The organism is Microcoleus anatoxicus (genome assembly GCF_042465725.1).
Lineage (GTDB): Bacteria > Cyanobacteriota > Cyanobacteriia > Cyanobacteriales > Microcoleaceae > Microcoleus > Microcoleus anatoxicus.
On the sequence record NZ_CP120853.1, the window covers coordinates 5,378,616 to 5,398,715 of the forward strand.

General features: G+C 45.7%; 17 protein-coding genes and 1 pseudogene. 11 read left to right on the plus strand and 7 right to left on the minus strand.

Annotated features, from left to right (window positions below):
• Positions 1-58 precede the first annotated feature (58 nt).
• A complete protein-coding gene (locus P2A85_RS23340) occupies positions 59-2,605 on the plus strand; it encodes a DHH family phosphoesterase (RefSeq protein WP_377475742.1) in 2,547 nt (848 codons plus the stop codon).
• Between the two features lie 199 nt (positions 2,606-2,804).
• On the plus strand, positions 2,805-5,057 hold the full coding sequence (locus P2A85_RS23345; protein WP_377475743.1) for a serine/threonine phosphatase: 2,253 nt from the start codon (positions 2,805-2,807) through the stop codon (positions 5,055-5,057).
• On the opposite strand, the gene P2A85_RS23350 is transcribed toward P2A85_RS23345, so the two are convergent.
• A complete protein-coding gene (locus P2A85_RS23350; protein ID WP_377475744.1) occupies positions 5,054-5,749 on the minus strand; it encodes a PEP-CTERM sorting domain-containing protein in 696 nt (231 codons plus the stop codon). The two genes, P2A85_RS23345 and P2A85_RS23350, sit on opposite strands and share 4 nt — an antisense overlap.
• A gap of 488 nt (positions 5,750-6,237) precedes the next feature.
• Between P2A85_RS23350 and P2A85_RS23355 the strand changes: the two genes are divergently transcribed.
• Positions 6,238-7,479 carry an FHA domain-containing serine/threonine-protein kinase gene (locus tag P2A85_RS23355; RefSeq protein WP_341730594.1) on the plus strand — a complete coding sequence of 414 codons (1,242 nt, stop codon included), beginning with the start codon at positions 6,238-6,240 and terminating at the stop codon, positions 7,477-7,479.
• A 285-nt stretch (positions 7,480-7,764) separates the two neighbouring features.
• On the opposite strand, the gene P2A85_RS23360 is transcribed toward P2A85_RS23355, so the two are convergent.
• Both P2A85_RS23360 and P2A85_RS23365 read right to left on the minus strand, forming a co-directional pair.
• The gene (locus tag P2A85_RS23360) at positions 7,765-7,983 is read right to left on the minus strand and encodes a DUF4327 family protein (RefSeq protein WP_341730593.1); all 219 of its coding nucleotides are present in this window, start codon (positions 7,981-7,983) and stop codon (positions 7,765-7,767) included.
• 354 nt (positions 7,984-8,337) lie between these two features.
• Positions 8,338-8,907, minus strand: coding sequence for a hypothetical protein (locus P2A85_RS23365; RefSeq protein ID WP_377475745.1), 570 nt, complete (start codon positions 8,905-8,907; stop codon positions 8,338-8,340).
• 113 nt (positions 8,908-9,020) lie between these two features.
• On the opposite strand from P2A85_RS23365, the pseudogene P2A85_RS23370 reads away from it, so the two are divergent.
• Both P2A85_RS23370 and P2A85_RS23375 read left to right on the plus strand, forming a co-directional pair.
• Positions 9,021-9,650: pseudogene (locus P2A85_RS23370) on the plus strand (RNA-guided endonuclease InsQ/TnpB family protein); the annotation flags it as partial.
• A 240-nt stretch (positions 9,651-9,890) separates the two neighbouring features.
• Positions 9,891-10,871 carry an aspartate carbamoyltransferase catalytic subunit gene (locus P2A85_RS23375; RefSeq protein ID WP_377475747.1) on the plus strand — a complete coding sequence of 327 codons (981 nt, stop codon included), beginning with the start codon at positions 9,891-9,893 and terminating at the stop codon, positions 10,869-10,871.
• A 92-nt stretch (positions 10,872-10,963) separates the two neighbouring features.
• Here P2A85_RS23375 and P2A85_RS23380 read toward each other — a convergent pair whose 3' ends face one another.
• Positions 10,964-11,359: an SH3 domain-containing protein gene (locus P2A85_RS23380; RefSeq protein WP_341730589.1), complete on the minus strand. Its 396-nt coding sequence runs from the start codon at positions 11,357-11,359 to the stop codon at positions 10,964-10,966.
• Positions 11,360-11,834: 475 nt separating this feature from the next.
• Here P2A85_RS23380 and P2A85_RS23385 point away from each other — a divergent pair, with 475 nt between their 5' ends.
• The 4 genes from P2A85_RS23385 (at position 11,835) to P2A85_RS23400 (ending at position 14,775) form a co-directional block, all read left to right on the plus strand.
• Positions 11,835-12,323: a molybdenum cofactor biosynthesis protein MoaE gene (locus tag P2A85_RS23385; RefSeq protein ID WP_377475748.1), complete on the plus strand. Its 489-nt coding sequence runs from the start codon at positions 11,835-11,837 to the stop codon at positions 12,321-12,323.
• A 120-nt stretch (positions 12,324-12,443) separates the two neighbouring features.
• A complete protein-coding gene (locus P2A85_RS23390) occupies positions 12,444-13,103 on the plus strand; it encodes a sigma-70 family RNA polymerase sigma factor (protein ID WP_377481658.1) in 660 nt (219 codons plus the stop codon).
• 142 nt (positions 13,104-13,245) lie between these two features.
• On the plus strand, positions 13,246-13,821 hold the full coding sequence (locus tag P2A85_RS23395; RefSeq protein ID WP_377475749.1) for an anti-sigma factor family protein: 576 nt from the start codon (positions 13,246-13,248) through the stop codon (positions 13,819-13,821).
• 267 nt (positions 13,822-14,088) lie between these two features.
• A complete protein-coding gene (locus tag P2A85_RS23400) occupies positions 14,089-14,775 on the plus strand; it encodes a J domain-containing protein (RefSeq protein ID WP_340524964.1) in 687 nt (228 codons plus the stop codon).
• Between the two features lie 143 nt (positions 14,776-14,918).
• On the opposite strand, the gene P2A85_RS23405 is transcribed toward P2A85_RS23400, so the two are convergent.
• A complete protein-coding gene (locus tag P2A85_RS23405) occupies positions 14,919-16,412 on the minus strand; it encodes a cyclic nucleotide-binding domain-containing protein (protein ID WP_377475751.1) in 1,494 nt (497 codons plus the stop codon).
• Between the two features lie 468 nt (positions 16,413-16,880).
• Between P2A85_RS23405 and P2A85_RS23410 the strand changes: the two genes are divergently transcribed.
• Positions 16,881-17,753, plus strand: a complete 873-nt coding sequence (locus P2A85_RS23410; RefSeq protein ID WP_377475752.1) for a 6-carboxytetrahydropterin synthase — start codon at positions 16,881-16,883, stop codon at positions 17,751-17,753.
• A 634-nt stretch (positions 17,754-18,387) separates the two neighbouring features.
• On the opposite strand, the gene P2A85_RS23415 is transcribed toward P2A85_RS23410, so the two are convergent.
• Together P2A85_RS23415 and P2A85_RS23420 are read right to left on the minus strand one after the other, a co-directional pair.
• Positions 18,388-18,693, minus strand: a complete 306-nt coding sequence (locus tag P2A85_RS23415) for a hypothetical protein (RefSeq protein ID WP_341730582.1) — start codon at positions 18,691-18,693, stop codon at positions 18,388-18,390.
• 352 nt (positions 18,694-19,045) lie between these two features.
• On the minus strand, positions 19,046-19,216 hold the full coding sequence (locus tag P2A85_RS23420) for a hypothetical protein (protein WP_341730581.1): 171 nt from the start codon (positions 19,214-19,216) through the stop codon (positions 19,046-19,048).
• Positions 19,217-19,497: 281 nt separating this feature from the next.
• On the opposite strand from P2A85_RS23420, the gene P2A85_RS23425 reads away from it, so the two are divergent.
• Positions 19,498-20,088, plus strand: a complete 591-nt coding sequence (locus P2A85_RS23425) for a DUF3611 family protein (RefSeq protein ID WP_377475754.1) — start codon at positions 19,498-19,500, stop codon at positions 20,086-20,088.
• Positions 20,089-20,100: the final 12 nt, after the last annotated feature.

Genomic DNA, 20,100 nt, shown 5'->3' on the forward strand with positions numbered 1-20,100 from the left:
CAACCGGGTTTCTGATATTGATACTTTGATTGGCCATCAATTCTGTTAAAATTATCCTATGACAGAACCCCATCAAAACTGGCAAACTCAGCCCTCAACTCAAGTCCCAGCTTGGCTAATCCAAGCTGTCAACAAACACGCACCGGAACTCCCCGGAAACTATGCCGCAGCACTCCTCTGGTATCGAGGAATTAAAAAGCCAGAACAAATACCCGGATTCTTAAATCCCCAACTTTACCAGCCAGCAAGTCCCTGGGAATTTGGGCAAGAAATGAACTGGGCAATAGACAGAATCCATCAAGCAAAAAACAACACTGAAAAAGTAGCAATTTGGGGAGACTTCGATGCCGATGGTATCACCTCAACCTCTGTACTCTGGGATGGACTTGGCAAAATATTTTCCCAAAATGACAAATTAATTTATTATATTCCAAATCGTTTAACAGAATCTCACGGTCTCAATATTCCCGGCATAGAAGCCTTAAAAACATCGGGAATTAGCCTAATTATTACCTGCGATACCGGTAGTACAAATATCGCGGAAATCAAATATGCCACAAGTTTAGGCATAGATATAATTATTACAGATCATCACACCCTCCCCGACGATCGCCCTGACGCAGTAGCCATTATCAATCCCCGATACCTCCCCTCAAATCATCAACTTTTTCACCTATCCGGTGTCGCCGTCGCCTACAAATTAATCGAAGCACTATATCAAACATTGCCCGATATTCCCCAGCTTGCTTTAACTGACTTATTAGAATTAGTAGCCATCGGATTAATCGCCGATTTAGTCCAACTCACAGGAGACAGTCGCTACCTAGCTCAACTGGGCATACAACAACTACAAAAACAACTCAAAAATCCCACTCGGCCAGGGGTTGCAAAATTACTACAATTGTGCAACAAAAATGGCGATCGCCCCACAGACATTTCCTTCGGACTAGGCCCCCGCATCAACGCCGTCAGCCGCATCCAAGGCGATGCCAGTTTCTGCGTAGAACTCCTCACCAGCCGCGACAAAAAACGCTGCGAAGAACTAGCACTCTTAACCGAAATAGCCAACTCCAGGCGCAAATCTTTACAAACATCTGTAGCCAAAGATGCAGCCCAAAAATTAGCCAAACTCGACCTGTCCACCACCAGCGTCATCGTCCTCTCTGACCCCCAATGGGCCCTAGGAGTATTAGGATTGGTAGCCGGACAAATCGCCCAAGAATACGGCCGCCCCGTAATTTTATTCAGCACTGAAACCACAGCAGAAATCAACGAAACTCTGCCAGAAACAGAATCAATCCAATCTTTAGACTCACAAATACCCACAGTCCCCCAATCCCAAATCGCCAGAGGTTCTGCCCGTTCCACCAATCAAATCGACCTTTACCAATTAGTCAAAGACCAAGCACATTTATTAGATAGATTTGGCGGTCATCCCTTCGCCGCTGGATTGAGTCTGCCCGTGGAAAATATCCCCCTATTTACCGATGCTGTAAACCAGCAACTACGGCAAAAATACAGCATAGAAAGTTTGACAGCATCTCCAGTCCAAGCAGACCTCACAATTACTGTTGCTGAGTTAGGAAAAAACCTGTTTCAAGAATTAAAATTACTAGAACCCTGTGGTATGGGCAATCCCGCACCCAAATTGCTGATTCTTAACTGCTGGTTTGACAATGTTTGGAATAAAAATATCAAAGATTGGAAAGGACAAGAAATTAAATATATCAAAACCAGATTTAAAATTTGGGATGAATCTGTCAATACAGGATTCCCCGGTATTTGGTGGGGACACTACCGAGACGAAATTCCTGAAGGCCGATGCGATGCTATAGTGGAACTAGACTTCAATACTTATGAAGAACAATATGAAGTGCGACTGATAGCATTGCGTTCTCGCCAGGAATCAAACCCCATCCAGCCGACCCATCAAATAGATTGGATATTAGACTGGCGGAGTGGAAATCTAGAGGCAGAATTATTAGCAGCCAGCAAAAAATTAGCCTCTCCCATATCAGCAGCAAATCGAGTTGATTCCTCCGAAATATTCGATCGACCAAACTGCCTCATCCTCCAAAAATGCCCCACAAGTTGGGATGAAATGCGGATTTGGTTGAGAAAAGCACAGCACAAGCAACAAAAACTGGCGATCGCCTACAGCTTACCCCCAGCAGTCCCCCCTGAGCAAATCTGGCAACAACTAATCGGTATCGCCAAATATCTCAGCCGCACCCAAAAACCAGTCACCAGACAGCAACTAGGCCACAAACTCGGAATCAGCGACACATCCCTGCAATTGGGGTTCAAAACCTTAACCCATCTTGGTTTCAAAGTCAATTATCGCGATCGAGCCTTTTACATCACCAGACAAGCAGAAACGGAAAACAGAGGAAATAACATCTCCAAATCCTTATTAGCTAGCCAATCCACCCAATTTTCCACTTCTAATTCTCGACAACTAGCCCACTGGACAGCAAAATTCCTAGCAGCAGTCTCCGAAGAACAATTCCGGCGCCAATATTTCTGTCAAGTACCCCTGTCCACCATTCAATCCATCGCCAGAGAGACTTTTTTCCAAGAAGATTCCCCAGCAATTCCTTTCTAACTCAACCAAAAACCAAATTCTCAGGAACAGCATCTCTGACATCTCGATTCCCAGAAATATCTTCGTTCTCAATTCATGCCGATAAAATAGGTCATAGGACAATGGGAGTTATCCGTTGCAACTCTTGCCCAAAACTCAGAAGAACCCAAAACTCCCTCCCTCTCAAATTCGATCGCACATCTTCAAATTTTTAACCCCTATGCTCCTCTGTCCCCGCTGCCAGTTTGAAAATCCCAATCAAAACAAGTTTTGTCAACAATGCGGAAATTCCCTAACTTACAAATCTTGTCCCCAATGCGGCGTCCAAGTCGCTGTGAGCGCCAAAGAATGTCAGAATTGTGGCACCGCAACAGGTCAAGTGTGGCAAGCAATTATTTGCGGTCGATCGAATTTGCCAGCAGTCGAGACAGAGGAACAGCCACCACAACCAGACACTGTGCCCCAAAGCACCCCCATCGCCAACTCCGTTGAACCCCCAACAGACGCAACTCCAACAGAAATCATCACCCCAGCCCAAGACCCAGCATTAGTCCCAGCAGCAGTTGAATCACCAATCGATGCTGTAGTCGGCGTGAGTGCGATCGTCCCCGAATCCTTTCAAACAGACCAAAAAAGCACTAATGCACCACTAGACAGCCAAATAACCCCATCCCAAAGCAATTTGGACACCACCACAGACCCTGAAGCCCACCAGGAATCCACAGAAAATCCCGATCGCCCAACCATCGCCAACATCCCCCCCCAAGCATCCGAAGTCCCCACTTCCAACCCCCAAAACTTAATCCCTTCCCAGCCAGCCGGAGCCTATCTCGACAACCAGCAGCGCTACCAACTCTTAGAAACCCTACCACCAATAAAACCCTCAGACACAGTAGCCGTAACAGTTTTAGACTGTCAGCCACTGCAAATGTCACCCCTCAAAGCCCTCCTAGCAGCCAATTCTGCCACCGTCGCCAAACGAGCATCCCCCTACAGAGGAGCCCTAGAAGCCAGAGCCAACTTCACCGACTCCGCCCTAGAAAACCTGTGCCAAGGCATAGCCGAACCTTATCTAGCTCTCCGATGGCAATTCTCCCAAAACCTGCCAGTCATTCACGATAGCTGGCTAGAAAACCAACAAGCAGTGCTGCTGTTAGAAGACTGCTCCCAGTGGCCACCCCTGATAGAACGCTGGAGTCAACCCGAAACCTCCACCCAACAAATTCTGTACTGGCTCCACGAAATGACAGAACTGTGGGCAGCCCTAGAACCCTGGCGCTGTCGCCAAAGTTTGTTGGAACTGACAAATTTGCGAGTCAACCCCGACTCTTCCTTTGCATTAGCCTCTTTGCGGGTGCAACGTCTCTATCCCGAACCCCCCGACTCCAACCTGCAACTGCTAGATTTGGGGCAATTGTGGCAGACCATATTTAACCAGTCCGATCGCACCCAGTTTGGCGCCTTGCTCGAACTCCTGCAAGAAATGTACAGGGGCGAAATTCATACCATAGACGAATTGCGATCGCGCCTAGAGACCGTCCCCCTAGAACTCCAACCCGCACCAGCAAAAACTTCCACTCCGACACGCTTCCAATTTGGCAAACCCGACGAACCCAGTCCCGACCCAGGGGAAGTCTTAACCCAGCCGATGCCAGTGCAGATTTACAGCTTGGAAGACGCAGGTATCACCGATGTCGGACTCCAGCGCGCCCACAACGAAGACTTCTTCAGCATCTGGACTCAAATCAACAAGCTCGAAACATCCTTCGGTAGAACCTTCCAAAGCAAAGGACTGTACATTCTCTGTGACGGCATGGGCGGACACGACAGCGGCGAAGTCGCCAGTCAACTAGCCGCCGAAACCCTCAGAGAATTCTTTCAAACCAGTTGGGAAAATCAACTCCCTTCCGCAGAAACTATCCGCAAGGGCATTTTATTAGCCAACAAAGCCATCTTTGAAATCAACCAAAAGGAAAGCCGTTCCGGCAGTGGTCGCATGGGTACAACTCTAGTCACAGTCTTAGTTCAAGACACCCAAGTGGCCTTTGCCCATGTAGGCGACAGCCGCCTCTACCAACTCCGAAAAGGACAAACCCTAGAAAAACTTACCTCAGACCATGAAGTAGGCCAGCGCGAGATTAAGCGCGGGGTTGACCCCGAAACAGCCTATTCTCGCCCCGATGCCTATCAACTAACTCAAGCGATCGGTCCACGAGACAGTAATTTTCTCAAGCCTGATGTCCAGTTTTTAGAATTGTCAGAAGATACTTTATTGATTTTGGCTTCTGACGGTCTGACAGACAATAATGTGTTGGAAACCCATTGGCAGACCTGTCTCGAACCACTCTTGGACTCACAAGCTAATTTAGACCAAGGAGTAGCTAAATTAATAGAACTAGGCAACAAACACAATGGTCATGACAATATCACAGCCATTGTGATTCGCGCCCTAGTCGGGCCATCCCGATTTTAGACTTTGGAGGCTGCCAACTTTTTCTTGGCCGCTCCCAAGCCAGCGGCCGCCAGACCTAAACCTGCAACAGTCGCAGGTTCGGGAACAGCCTCTGAATTTTCATGGCAGGGCTGGATTTCCTCTACTATCAAATATCCAGTGTTGACGGATTTTCCATTGGATTGTCCCCCACCCGATTGCATCCAACTAATCCTCCCTCCGCCAGCACCGAAACCTTCGCCAAATATTCCCAAAGCTGGCAGAATGCGATAATTACCAAAAGCCCATTGACTTGCTAATTGAGCTATAACTCCACTGCCTATGACCTTAGCATCAAACACAAACCGTGTTTTCACCGGATCGAAGGGCGCCCACAGCAAAGGAGAAAGTAGTTGACCCCTGTCTCCTGAACTCGCTTTAGACAAATTCCAGGATTGCCCCCATACCGTTGCCGAAAAGCTTGTGAGCGCGAACCATTGATTGCTCGCTTTTATTTCTAGGGGCGGCATTGAGAAGCTAGATAAAATAGTGTCTTGATAAGGAGTCGAGCCATCATAGCTGAAGGAGCCTTCACCTACTAGAGAGTTACTCGAATCAAAAAAACTTAAACTAAAATTAAGTGAGGCCGCCTGTGCTGAGTTGACCCCAGTCAAGGCAAATCCCAGAACAGTACCTGTCACAGCTACAGTAAATTTACGTAAAATATTAGTCATTGTTCACCTAATTTTGTATTGTCAAGTATTGGATCGAGGAGTTTTGTTTTTGAACTTCCTCTGCTAAAGTAGGTCAATTAAAAATACCAAATACCCCAATTGCCCACTTCTTATAAGCGATCGACAATCCCCGATCGGCATTTGTTACCTTTAACCCCGTGGACTTAGCGCTCCGTAATTTTACACATGAATACCCACCAGAAACATCTCCAATAATCATGTTTATCAAATCTTTAATAAAAATTACGCTATTATGAAGATTTAATCAAACTTCTGGCTACAACTCCTAGGAAAATCAGCGCATCTGTTGTTAGTTGTTTCTGATTCAAAACCAAAAATTCCCCCTTGAATCTTACCAAATTTAATTATGTTTAATTTTTAGTTATTAATCCTTAAAATTTCCTTACTTAATTCCCTATACTCTCAACCTGTAAATTATCTTTTGCCCGCCACTGCCAAACAACGGATCTCAACCACATCAATTGAAAATGCTGCTGACCCTTTTAGATCCAGAACAAAATACCCCTCTGCAACAGTGGAGTTTTGAAAGCGAATCCATTGTTCGCATCGGCCGTTCTCCTGAAAATCACGTTGTGATCCCCAATGCTCTAGTCTCCCGGCAGCACCTGGAATTGCAAAGAATTAAAAGTGGTGCGTCTAGTCAGTGGTATTTAGTCAATTCTGGGACTAATGGGACTTTTGTTAACGGTATGCTCTTATCTCAGGGATGGATATCCGACGGTGCTTTAATCCAATTGGCGCGAGGTGGCCCACTGCTACATTTCCAAGTCACCACCATTGCTTGTGGTGGCAAAATCGAAACCATGCCTCCCATTGCTCGTCCCTCTCCCCTATGCACCCACGCGGGAAACCCCCCTGGTAATTTATTCTGCATCCACTGTGGCGAACCGATTAAAGTCGAGCGCACGGTGCGAAACTACCAAGTGCTACGAACTTTGGGTCAAGGCGGTATGGGAACAACCACCTTAGCTTGGGATCGAGACAAAGCAAAAGCTCAACAACCAGGAAGTTCCCCCGCAGCTTCTTTGGTAGTTCTCAAGGAAATGAATGCTGACATGGCTCAAATCGCCAAAGCTCAAGAACTTTTTGAACGGGAAGCTAAGACCCTCAAATCTCTCCATCATCCCGGAATTCCTCAGTTTTTTGACTTTTTTGTCGAAGGGGGCAAAAAATACTTGGTGATGGAAATGCTCCACGGCGAGGATTTAGAAAAACGCATCTATAACCGCGGCCCTGTTACTCCGCAGCAGGCTATAGAGTGGATGATTCAAAGCTGTGAAGTTTTGGAATACATTCACTCTCAAAAACCTCCCATCGTCCACCGGGATATTAAACCTGCTAATTTGCTAGTCCGACATCGAGACAATGGCATTTCAGTGCTCGATTTTGGCGCTGTTAAAGAAATTGGCACTCCTCCGGGTACTCGCATCGGCGTTGAAGGTTACACAGCGCCTGAACAAGACCGGGGACAGCCTCTTCCTCAGTCGGATTTATATGCTATTGGCCCTACTTTGATTTTTTTGCTCACCGCCAACGGCCCGCAAAAGTATTACGGCAAGATAGCTGGAGGTTATGGTTTTAAGCTCGAAAATATTCCCACTATTACCCCAAAATTGCGAGAAATTATCTTAAAAACCACCGCAGCTAAACCAGGGGACAGGTTTCAAACTGCTAAACAATTAGCTCAAGCTTTAGCAGCTTGCCTTTGAAGGCAGGCAGAAGTTATATCATTTCCGGTTACACCGTCAGGTGATGTTGACAGTTGACGGTTGACAGTTGACGGTTGACGGTTGACAGTGAACAGTGAACAGTGAACAGTGAGCTCGAATTTACTATTCCGATGCTAACGGATTTGATATTAGAACCTGTATTTTTTGTTCATGATTTCTTTAAGTCAGCAAAAGTCGCTCAAAAAAACCTTTATTTAGTATCAGCTCTGAGGATGTTTGGAAACCCCCTATTTCTAAACACCCTAGTCTTTCTTGTCGTTGCTCTTATTCTTCGTCCCAAGCTTCTACAGCTAACAACTCGCTCACGGGGTCTTGCATGGAAAAGTCAAACTCTGTGAGTTGCTGCTTCCAGTAGGGCCATTCGTCGCCGTATAGCAGAGCAATCTTCCAAATGCTGTCTGTCGGCTTGATGATGTCAGACGTGACGAGAGATTGCACCTGACGCTGGAACTTAACCATCGGCTGTATAACCTGCTGGTTCATAATACCTCTTGAATTGTTTAAATCTTGTTTGTAATTACAACTTCCCGGCTCTCACTATTTGTCGCAGTTTCGCCAAGAACAGTTTCACCAAGATACGTGTAGATTTTTTTCGGGAAGCTACATCTTCAACTTATATCTTAACATCGTTGGTTTTGACAAGGGGCTATAAGCAAGACTTAATAGTCAAGACTGACTCTAAAGAATTAATCATCTTTTAAGAGCCACCGCTATCTGCTGTTGATTAGCGACTGGTTATGGGTGGCCTTGACTATTTCTAGCTTTTTATAGGTGCGATGACTGCCGCAGTCGTGTTTTTGACAAGATTTGGCAAATTCCCGCAACTAGAGCTAGATGCTACAGCGAAATGTCTTCTCCCCGCGATGTGAACTGCACTTGTTTCACGTTCCACATTGGGTTAGCGATTAGAGTTTGGCGCAAACTGCCGAAGATAGCTAGTTGTTCGCAGGTTGACATGGAAGTCAGAGTACGTTTGGAGTCGGGGGAGACTCTCAAATCTATTATAGCCTTGCCACTGCTTCGATCGACACTTACCCGATAAGCAAAGTTCAAGTCACCGCCATATTGTCTTTCCAGAATCTTAGAGACTGCTGCCAACAGCGAGTTTTCAGCAGGGAGTGAAATTGGCTGGGGCATCAGTGTTTTGCACTCAGAGTCTGGTTCGTAGACTGTAACTGTGACTATCTTTGCAGTGTCTGATAGCTGCATCCCTGGAGTCGCAGACAGAAGCGAAGGTGTTTGGCTGGCTGCTGCTGACTCGACTTTGAGCGAGATTGCCATAGGTACACTGTTAGCGTGTAATTTGTGAGATTGGATGTGGTTAGGGGGCAGCATACTACAGCTATACAAACCCATTATAACTGTACTGGCGGCAAAGGTTGTCAAAATTTGTTGGATACTGTTCATCAAAAAAATGGGTCTGAAACCCCGTCCTAAAAGGACGGCTTTACATGAATTTTTGTTAATATCTACCATTTCACACAAGACGTGCTAGTATGTGAAGCGTACTTAAGGTCAGCATGACACTAAAAGCCTTCAGCTATCGATTCTACCCAACGCCGGAACAAGAAATTTTGTTGCGACGTACTTTGGGTTGTGTTCGTTTGGTCTACAACCGTGCTTTAGCCACAAGAACGGAAGCTTGGTACGCAGAACAGAAACGGGTAGGCTATGCTGAGACTTCTTCAATGTTAACTGAATGGAAGAAAACCGAAGAACTAGATTTTCTGAACAAAGTTAGCTGTGTGCCATTACAGCAATGCTTGAGACATTTACAAACGGCTTATACCAACTTTTTTGATGGGCGGGCAAAATATCCTAACTTCAAAAAGAAACGCAATGGTGGTAGTGCAGAATTTACCCGCGCATTTAAGTTCAGAGATGGACAAGTCTACCTAGCAAAAAGCACACAAGCGTTACCAATTCGCTGGAGCCGGACACTACCTGATGGTGCCATACCATCAACCTTAAGCGTGAAGCTTGCACCATCAGGTAGGTGGTCGGTTTCTCTGCTGGTAGATGTTGAAATTGAAACACTACCCAAAACAGATAATCAAGTCGGCATCGACCTGGGAGTTACAAGCTTGCTCACTCTAAGCACTGGCGAAAAGATTGCCAATCCCAAAGGATTCAAGGCAAAGTATCGTGAGTCTTAGGAATCCCCGTGCGTTTACGCCGGGGTGGATGTCAAGATTATCACTAAATCTCGATCGAACATTCTGGGCGGCTGTACACAAATCCGCATTCAGGAGTCTTTTAAGAAAGTGGCGGGGGAACTCCGTCACTCAAAACAGCCTTTGCAAAAAAGGAAAAAGAAGCCTGCGGTCTAACTGTACTCAGTTGACGGTCAGGTTTGTTCACTTGAAACTTGCTACTCTCGACTTAACTCTATGACTTGGACTCGGCGCCACATTCTCACTCTGGCTGATTTTACTTCCGACGAATACGATACAGTGCTGCAAACGGCGGCGAGTTTTCGGGAGGTACTAGGCCGCCGCACCAAGAAAGTGCCAGCTTTGCAGGGTCAAGTCGTGGCGAACTTGTTTTTTGAGCCTTCTACCCGGACTCGCAATAGTTTTGAGTTGGCTGCAAAGCGACTTTCTGCCGATACCCTCAATTTTACCCCCGGTAGTTCTTCTCTGACCAAGGGAGAGACGATTCTCGATACGGCGAAGACTTATCTGGCGATGGGGACGGATGTGATGGTAGTCCGCCACGGACAGGCGGGAGTGCCTAGCACCATTGCCTCGGAAATGGATCGATTGGGTTCGAGAGTCAGTGTTCTCAATGCTGGAGATGGTCAGCACGAACACCCCTCCCAAGGTTTGTTAGACCTCTTTACTATCTGTTCTGTTTTAGATCCCGAACGTCCGAGACTGAAACTTTTAGCAGGCAAAAAAATTGCTGTGGTTGGGGATATTTTGCATTCGCGGGTAGCCCGGTCTAATATCTGGAGTTTAACGGCTTCCGGGGCTCAAGTTCACCTCGCCGGACCGCCTACTTTGCTGCCACTTTTGTTTGGTGAGTGCGGCCAAGGTAGGGAAGGCAAGTTATATTTGCACTGGCATCTCGAACCTGCTTTGGCCGATGCTGATTTTGTGATGACTTTGCGCCTGCAAAAGGAACGGATGAGCCAGAATTTGCTACCGAGTTTACGAGAGTATCATTCTCTGTATGGGATTACGCGCGATCGACTCCAACTCTGCAAACCCGATGTCAAGGTTTTACACCCTGGCCCGGTGAACCGTGGCGTGGAAATTAGTTCTGATTTGATGGACGATCCCCAATTTAGTCTCATTTCTCAGCAAGTTACCAGCGGGGTGGCGGTGCGGATGGCCTTACTTTACCTGATCGGTGGCGGTAAAGTTTAAACTTGCGGTTGCTATTGAAAATAATCGTTACCAGGCTCGACTTGGTAACGATTAACACTCTTTCTAGAAAAATAAACTTTTCTAGTTAAGATTTATTGAATCCAGGCAGCAGATACCCAGCCACCGTTTGCGAGTTGGGCCCAACCATGTTTGTAACGACCACTCAATGCCACATAATCTCCATCATATAACTTGCCAATGACATGAGAACATTTAGTGGGTCGGTGGCGGATATTCAGTCGGCCGCCGTTGGTAACAACTTGGGTAGAGCTGTGATACTTGTGATGACCACCGCATTTGCGATACCCACAACTTGCCTGGGCTTCCCCAGGAATACTCACAACAGATAAAGCTACGGCCATACCTACAACGCCTACCCATGCAGAATTAGGAATTTTTAAACCCAGTTCGTCTAAGGACTTGAGTTGGAGTTCAGACTCTGGAGATTCATAAGCAACAAAAGAGTGGTTCAATGCTAGTGCTTCCATAGTTTCCTCATGATTGTTGTTAACTGTTGTCGCTGGAGACTCAGATCAAAAAATCGATTACAAGCTCTAATTATTAACTTATGTGTCACAGAAGGCACAAAGAACTGTTAGGGTCTTGCTGTTACCGAATATTAGACTATTTGCCTGAATCCTGCACAGGTATATGATGCCATGTCAGCAGCTTGGATGGCCAAAAAATCAATAAAGTTTACATCGGCTGCTGAAAATTTTGGGTGAGGGGGGAATGCTCGGACGCTCAGATTTTAGGTATTTGTATCATTGCGATGGGAATCAACAGATGGCTTGGGGTGGGAGATTGATTCTCGGATAGATAAATCATACTGTCGATCGCCTACAATTTGCTGATTGATTGGTTACAGTGCGATCGATAATAAATTAGATCCGGTAAACATCGAGCGATCGCCACTGGCATTATGTCAAGATAAATTAAGTTCTCCAGCACTATTTCCACACCATGAATTCTGGCGCTGCTCTTTCCATCAACACAGTTCCTCAACGCAATCGGCAAGACAGTTTTGCCATTACTTTTGCCCCTTTATCTGTAGAAGAAATCTACACTTTGGCAGATGACGAAGCTAACGGAGCGGTGGTATTGATGAGCGGTACTGTCCGCAACCAAACTGAGGGTAAACCTGTAATTGCCCTAGAGTACCAAGCTTACGAACCAATGGCGGTGAGAGTATTCCAGCAAATCGCCACGGAAATTCGTCGCCAGTGGGCTGATGTCAATCGAGTAGTCATTCATCACCGCGTCGGACGCTTGGAGGTGGGGGAAATCAGCGTGTTGGTAGCCGTGGGCTGTCCCCACCGACGGGAGGCCTTTGCAGCTTGTCAGTACGGGATAGACACGCTCAAACATAATGTTCCCATTTGGAAAAAGGAACATTGGGCTGATGGTTCTAGTAGTTGGGTTAATATTGGTGCGTGCGAAGTTGCTGGTTAGAAGCAAGAAGTCACCCCCCCTAGCCCTGCCCACTCTCTCCTGTCTATTGACCTGTTTGGGAACTTCCGAAGATAGCGCAACGTCAAAAATCATGGAATGTTCGATGACCCGATTCCACCCATGAGTGACTTTATTTCAGTGTCCTGGTCTGCGGTTGTGGCGACCGTTCAAAGAGTGCAATTGCCAGCGGAAAAACTCTCTAACTATGACTTAGTGTTGCGGTGTCAGGAAGGAAATCTACCTGAAAGCGCTGCTTTTTCAGAACTGTTGAAGCGATATCAATCCCATGTCGATCGCGTTCTCTATCACTTGGCCCCTGACTGGCAAGACCGCGCTGATTTGGCTCAGGAAGTCTGGATTCGAGTTTATCGAAATATCAATCGCTTACAAGAGCCGGTCAAATTTAGGGGCTGGCTGAGTCGCATTGCCACAAATTTATTTTATGATGAGCTGCGGAAGCGCAAGCGCATCCGAACTCCCCTCTCCCTGGACGTACCCCGTACTCTCGAAGATGGGGAAGTGGATTGGGAGATTCCGGCAGATTGTCCGGGACCGGAGGAAGATTTGACGACCAGAGAATTTTACGACCAATTGCGCTCGGCGATCGCAGATTTACCAGAAGTATTCCGCACGACCATTGTGTTGCGAGAAATCCAAGGTTTAGCCTATGAAGAAATAGCTGAAATGACAGGAGTTTCTCTCGGCACTGTCAAGTCGAGAATTGCCAGAGCTCGCCAAAGATTGCAGTTGCAATTGCAAAAATATCTAGACGGTAATTAGTCTAGTGATTTGACAGGTCACAACAGAAGATTTGATCCAGTTGGCTATAACATCAAAACTTCTATATGTCAATATAAATAAGCTGTAAATAATGTTAAGGGAGAAGCGATACTTTCCCAAATGTGAGGAAGCAGTAGAAATTATGAAATCTAACTTTGAATCGGAACACAATCAGCATCACCAAGGTGGCGGGGATTCACTCGCTAGGCATCAAGCTCAAAAAAATCATGCTCAGGGGAATGTAACTACTATGACTTGCGATCGCTTTGAAATGCTCAGCGCCTACCTCGATGGCGAAGTTACTGCTACCGAACGGCGACAAGTTGAGGAATGGCTAGCAAATGACCCCGCTACTAAAGCTTTGTACTCGCGACTGCTAACTATGCAGCATAGTTTTCAGGCTCTTCCGATACCGGCTTCGGAACAATCGGCACAGGAGTTGGCCGCCAAGGTGTTGCAGCGAGTTGAACGCAAGCCGAAACGGATGATAGTCTGGGGTGGATGCGCGATCGCAGCTTTGTTTGTCGCGGTAGTGTCTGGTGTCAGTAGTGGCCGCCAATCCTTCAGTCCCCAGTTTGCTCAATCCCCCGTTAATCCTGAGTATGACGGTTTGGTGGTGGCATTAAACGAGCCTGTGGTGGAGATTATTAATCCTAACGATTTGCTCCTGGGAGTGGATGCACCCGTGGTGGAGATTCCCAAATCTGGCCACAAGTAAGAGTTTTAGCTAAACAGATTCCATTGATTTTGCCTGAAAAACCCAAAACCGAAAGCGGCGACTTCTTGAAGAAGTCGCCGCTTTGCACTACAAATTTCTCAACAACCGCTGTTTTTTTCAAACAGATTTATAATAATTGGAAAACTTAGGTTTTTTACTGACACTTAAATTTATTGTGTTTCAAGTAAATACTTAAAAGTATAGCAAAACATGAAACTATTGTCAATGATTTTTGCGTAATTTATCAAATTTCAAGGAAATAAAAGCGTGTCTGAGCCTAGCAATCACTACCAAACCCTAAACGTCACCCCAACCGCAACACAAGCCGAGATTAAACAAGCCTACCGCCGTTTAGTCAAATTATTTCATCCAGATAGTAACAGCCAAACCGCCGGTCACGAACAAATTGTCCGGCTGAATGCAGCCTACGAAATACTAGGAGATGCCCAGCAAAGACAATCCTACGATCGCCAAATTTGCGATCGCACCGTACAGCAAGCACAACCCGTTTCCAACGAAAACATCAGCCGCCAGCAAACAGCCACTGCACGGGATGCCGACGAACACATGGAACAGTGGCTGATTAAAGTATACAAACCCGTGAATAGATTTCTCAACAACATATTGAAACCACTCAAAAAAGAAATTGACCAATTATCAGCAGACCCTTTTGATGACGAATTGATAGAAAATTTTCAAACCTATCTCGAAGCCAGTCGCGAGTTTCTCAAACAAGCTCAAAAGTTTTTTCGTTCCATGCCTAATCCATCTAACGTGGCCGGAGTAGCCGCTCATCTTTACTACTGCATCAATCAAGTCGGAGATGGCATAGAAGAATTACATTTATTTACCTTAAACTACGACGATCGGCACTTGCATACAGGTCAAGAACTGTTTAGAATTGCCACGAGACTGCGACGGGAAGCACAAGCTGAATTAAAAATAAAAGCTTAAAAATTAAATTTTCCATCCCTCTAGCTGCTTCCTGCTTTCTTCTTACCCCCTTGGGGCACGGCGGTTTCATTCTTGGTAGGGGCTGTGCCAAGAGTGTCGGCCCTCCGAGTCCCACAAATGCCCATAAAATCGTTTTCCTGCTTTCAAATTCCAAAAAGAACTTGAATTCGTTTCCTAACTTTAAGAAAAGGAGTTTGTTCCAAAGAATCATCATCCAACAATCCCAAATCTCTTAAAGCTTGTTGACGTTCCGACAATTTGAGAGCAATTTGATCGGCTAAATTTGGCTGTTCTACTAATAATTTTTTCAAATCATGGCGTTCCACTACAAACAAAATTGAATCCGCGCTAGTTTTAACAGTCGCGGTTCTCGGAGTTCCCAACAGCAAAGATATTTCCCCAAAAAACTCCCCCTCGTGAAGGGTAGCAATATACTTACCAGTTTTTTGAGAAAGAACTTCTACAGAACCCGAAAGAATAATATAGAAAGAATCGCCTGGATCGTTTTCTTTGCATACAACCTGTTCTGCTGGAAACAGTTGTCGGTAGCCATATTCAATTAATTGTCGTAGTTCTAAATCTGTACATTGTTCAAAATAAGTTACTCGTCGCAACAAATCGCGCAAATTCCAATTATTTAGAGACTTCGGTACAGATTGTTTGGGAGGAGTAACATGACCATTGGATTCTGCTGAGTTTGGGACATGGTGCGGAAAAACGTTGCCATTGGAAATATCATTGTTGTGATTTTCAAGTATTTTAGTTAATTCTTGCGGATTTCGCAGCCATAAATCCTGTTGAGGAAAAGGAATTTCGATGTTGCGGTTGCGAAATTCGTAGTCAATTAAAAAATTGACGGCACTTTTGATGGCATCACTTTCCTGGGGCTGGTCAGTCCAAACCAAAAGGTCAAAGTTTAAAGCATTATCTCCAAATCCGCGAAACCAAACTTTCGGAGAAGGATGTGACAAAACATTTGGTTCCTTCCTCGCAGCGACTAAGAGTGCTTCCGTAACTAAAACTGGATCGGTGCCGTAAGCAACGCCAACGGGGATATGTAGGCGACATCTAGGGTCTCTATAACTCCAGTTAATAATGTTAGTTTCAACAAATTTAATATTGGGGATAATAACAAAAAGACCGTCTATGGTTTTAATAATCGTGGAACGAATCGAAATATTTTCGACTGTTCCTAATAAATTGTCTATTTCAATAAAATCTCCCACTCTAATTTGGTGTTCAAATAGTAAAGTGAGACCGCTGATAAAGTTAGTGGCTAGATTTTGCAAGCCAAAGCCAAAACCAATACCCACAACCCCGGCTAGGACAGTTAAAGAAGTGAGATTGATGCCTGCGCCTTGCAGGACGATGATGCAACCGAAAGTTGCCAAAATATAGCCAATTATGGTAGAAATTGCTTCTTGACTACCTCGATCTAATCCCATCCTAACTAGGACGCTACGCTTGATTCCTTCACTAATGATGCGAGCTACAAAAAAGGAAACTATAGCTAGTAAAATTAGTTTGAGGATGGCAGCAATGGAAAGATGAGCATCGCCCACATAAAATAGTGGGGTCATCATCGCACCAGATAGTTGTTCAAAAAAATGTTTGGCTTTTACAGTAATCCAATTCATTAATATTGGGTAAGGGGTAATAGATGGTTGGGAACCGGTGATTAATTTTGGTTGTCATGGAACTGCAAACGGCTAATTATTGCAGAGTTTATCCGAAAAACTTCTACTTGAGAGTGTCCTGTGTTGCAAAAAAGTCGATCGCACTTTTTATGCCAAAGATTCCTAACCGATGGGCTAGCAACTGATGGGGAGAAGATGTTTGCTAGGGGTACTTGATATCTGATATCTGTTTATAGAATTAATGTAAAATCTTGCACTATGCTCAAGAACAGGCAAGATGCCTGTTCCCCAAAGAGTAAATTTGATTGTGGGCTCGGCGGGAGAGCCCGCCCCTTGCCCATATCTGGAAAATTGGTCGCAATTCATGTACAGCACCCTCAAAGTATCGAAAAATTCCAGCAAAAATTAGTTTATCCTTAAGAAGTAAGTCCTTTACAGAACTTTACAAGCTTACCCTACTTGACTTTTATGCAGTGCATCATCAATCGTCGGGCACAGTTTTCGGCGAGTCATCGTTACTGGCTACCGGAGTTGAGCGAAGCCGAAAATTTTGAGCGGTTTGGCCCAACAGCCCGCGCACCGGGACACGGACACAATTACGTCCTGTATGTTTCTATGATAGGAGAACTTGATGAGTACGGCATGGTGTTGAACCTGTCTGATGTCAAGCACGTCATTAAGCGGGAAGTTACCAACCATCTCGATTTTTCCTACCTTAACGAAGCGTGGCCGGAATTTCAGCAGACTTTGCCAACTACCGAAAACATCGCACGGGAAATCTGGCGGAGGCTAGCTCCTCATTTACCTGTGAGCAAAATTCAATTGTTTGAACACCCAGAACTTTGGGCCGAATATTTAGGAAACGGAATGGAAGCTTATCTAACTGTGTCTACTCATTTTAGCGCCGCCCACCGGTTAGCCCGTCCAGATTTGAGCTGGGAAGAAAATTCGGAAATTTACGGCAAGTGCGCTCGTCCTCATGGTCACGGTCACAACTATCATTTAGATGTGACGGTGAAAGGGGAAATTGATGGGCGGACTGGTATGATTGCGGATTTGGGAGCTTTGCAAAAGGCTATTGATGATTATGTTGTTGAACCTTTCGATCATACTTTTTTAAATAAGGATATTGCTTATTTTGAAAATGTTGTACCGACTGCGGAAAATATTGCGGTTCGTATTTGCCAATTATTACGATCGCCCGTTCGTGAATTGGGAGCAGAGTTGCACAAGATTAAGCTGACTGAAAGTCCCAATAATAGTTGTGAAATTTACTGCGCTGATTTAGAGGAATTGGTGAGTGAAAGTCAGCAGCAGTCAGGGGTTTTGGTTGGGGTTTGACATCTCCCCGGTCTAAAGACACGGGGATTCTAAACTGTTGCGTAGTGGCAGGATAAATCCCATTGGTGTCAACAATCGCCTGAAACCCTTGGTATCTCTCGTTCATAGCCAAGTCTAGATCCCCCTCTAAATCCCCACCCCCCCCTGCCCCCCCCAAGGGGGGATGGGGGAAGGGGGACGAAAGAGAAGACTCCTGTCCCCCCCTTCTTAAGGGGGGCTAGGGGGGATCTGGCCTTAATAGTCAAACAGCAGTCTGTGACAGGGTTTGACGTTAAGTTGATACTAATGGATAAATCCGTGCCACTACGCTTTTTAGTTTTGGTTTCCCAGATACTGAAACTACTTGACAGTGAAATTGCCAGAGTGTACTATAAAAATAGTATACAAAAATAACAACATGAGACTGAAGAGTTGGGAGTCTCCCCGCAGTGAAGGCAGAAACTCCAAAGGTAAAGGTGGCTCAGCCCGATCTCGACAGTTAAAAAAACAACAGCAAGCTTTGCGGAAAAAATTAAAAGCCCAAAACCCTCAATCCGGCGATCGACAAAACTACACACAAAACAACAAAAACAAAGGGAAGGAAACTCACATTTCCTTCCCTTTTGTGATATGTGCGTCAGCCCATTACCATTACTCAGTACCCTTCATAGGGAGGATTTTTTTTAGATAGGTTGTTGAGTGTGGGTAACTGAGGTCGAGAAGACTGAGGGGGGAGATAGTATTCGGGAGCAGGTGCAGGCTGTTCGGCTCCTGAGCGGTAACTCTGCCAGAATCTCAGGGCGATCGCCACCCCAGCGGTACCTAGCCCAAAAGCCAATAAAGAACCACTAGCACCAATACTGCCGATCGCTGCATCGACAACGCCCACTGTCACAACAAAGCTGGTAATAGGATCTCTACGGTAAGCAGACCTTAAAAGTCGCGTCCATGAAGCATTCATTGCTGTTTACTCTTTTCTATATTTATCTACAATCTCTAAAGCTGAGAGCTGGCGGAACATTCGGGATTTCTAGCTCAAATACTAGCTTAACCTAGATTAACATTCTCGCCTGTGGGGCATTGTACGGGAGCCCGGTCAAATTGCCAACCTTGTCAAATCAATTTTTTGCCCGATCGACACATCATAATCCAGCTCTACCGTTTTGATAACAAGTATCCCAAGACAGAAAAGTCTCTGATATTGTTTCTTGTGGATATTCTAATCAATTCGAGAACTGGTGACACTCAACAGAGAACTCACACCGACTATTCCCTGGCGTTCGAGCCGATGTGAGGCTGACAGCACGCTAAAATTAGTTGAGGCCTAACCAGGACAGTAAGCCCTGCCCTGTGGCATACTCGATCGCCAAAGTTAGAATAAAGCCGATCATCGCAGCTCTACCATTGAGCCTTTCAGCGTAGTTGTTGAAGCCAAATTTTGGCTGTGACAGCTTGGGAGTTATGGTGGGTTGTATTGGTGTCATTGCTTTAATTGCCTCAGTGCCTAGTATCTAAATGTGAAATCCAATGTTAGTTACAATTCTTAAACGTTTCTTCTCCCATTGTAAAGAGGGTTTGTGAAAGTTGACAAAATACCTAGATTTTTAGAAGCGGTTAACCCGCCATAAATCAATTTGAGATTTAAAATTTGAGATTGAAGAATTAAAGAATTGCTCCCACGGTCTGATACCTTAAACTCTTTTGGTCTCCAGTCCCTGCTACCAAAAACTCCTAGCTAAACCTAACCAGTTACACTGCTGCATATATGACAAATCAGTTAGATACAGATAATCTTCCCCTAGCGGCACAGCGAGTTGCCTTTGCCCTGCGGACTGCGGGCTGGACTTGCTTCTGGGTCCAAGCAGTGCTCGGCGTGGTGGCGGGGCTAATTTTGCTGCTGGCAGTCCCGTCTGCCCTGTCCAGTGGTTCCTCCGCTACGAGCCAGACCAGTGCTGGAACAGGGGGAGGTGTATTGTTGGCTGTGTGCGGGCTGTTAGCCCTCGGCTACAGCGCCTATCGGGCTTTTCGGTTTACTCGCTTGTCTAAAGAACTGCGATCGCCCGCCACCGGTGTCCGCCCCAAAAAGGCAGACACAATTCAAGAAGTACGATTAACACTGATGAGTAATTTGTCGGGGATGCTGCTGACGCTGCTGGGAGCAGAAGCGATCGGTGGTACCTTGTTTGTCAAATCTATATCTCAGCCCCAAGTTTTATTCGGTGCAGCCGTCGATTTCAGTCGGTTCATTCAGCCCCTCGATATATTTGTAGTGCTGGCAAACATTCACGCTACTTTAGCCCACTTTGTCGGGATTGTCGGAGCTCTGTGGTTGCTCGATCGCATCAACAAGCAGTAGTTATTAGTTATT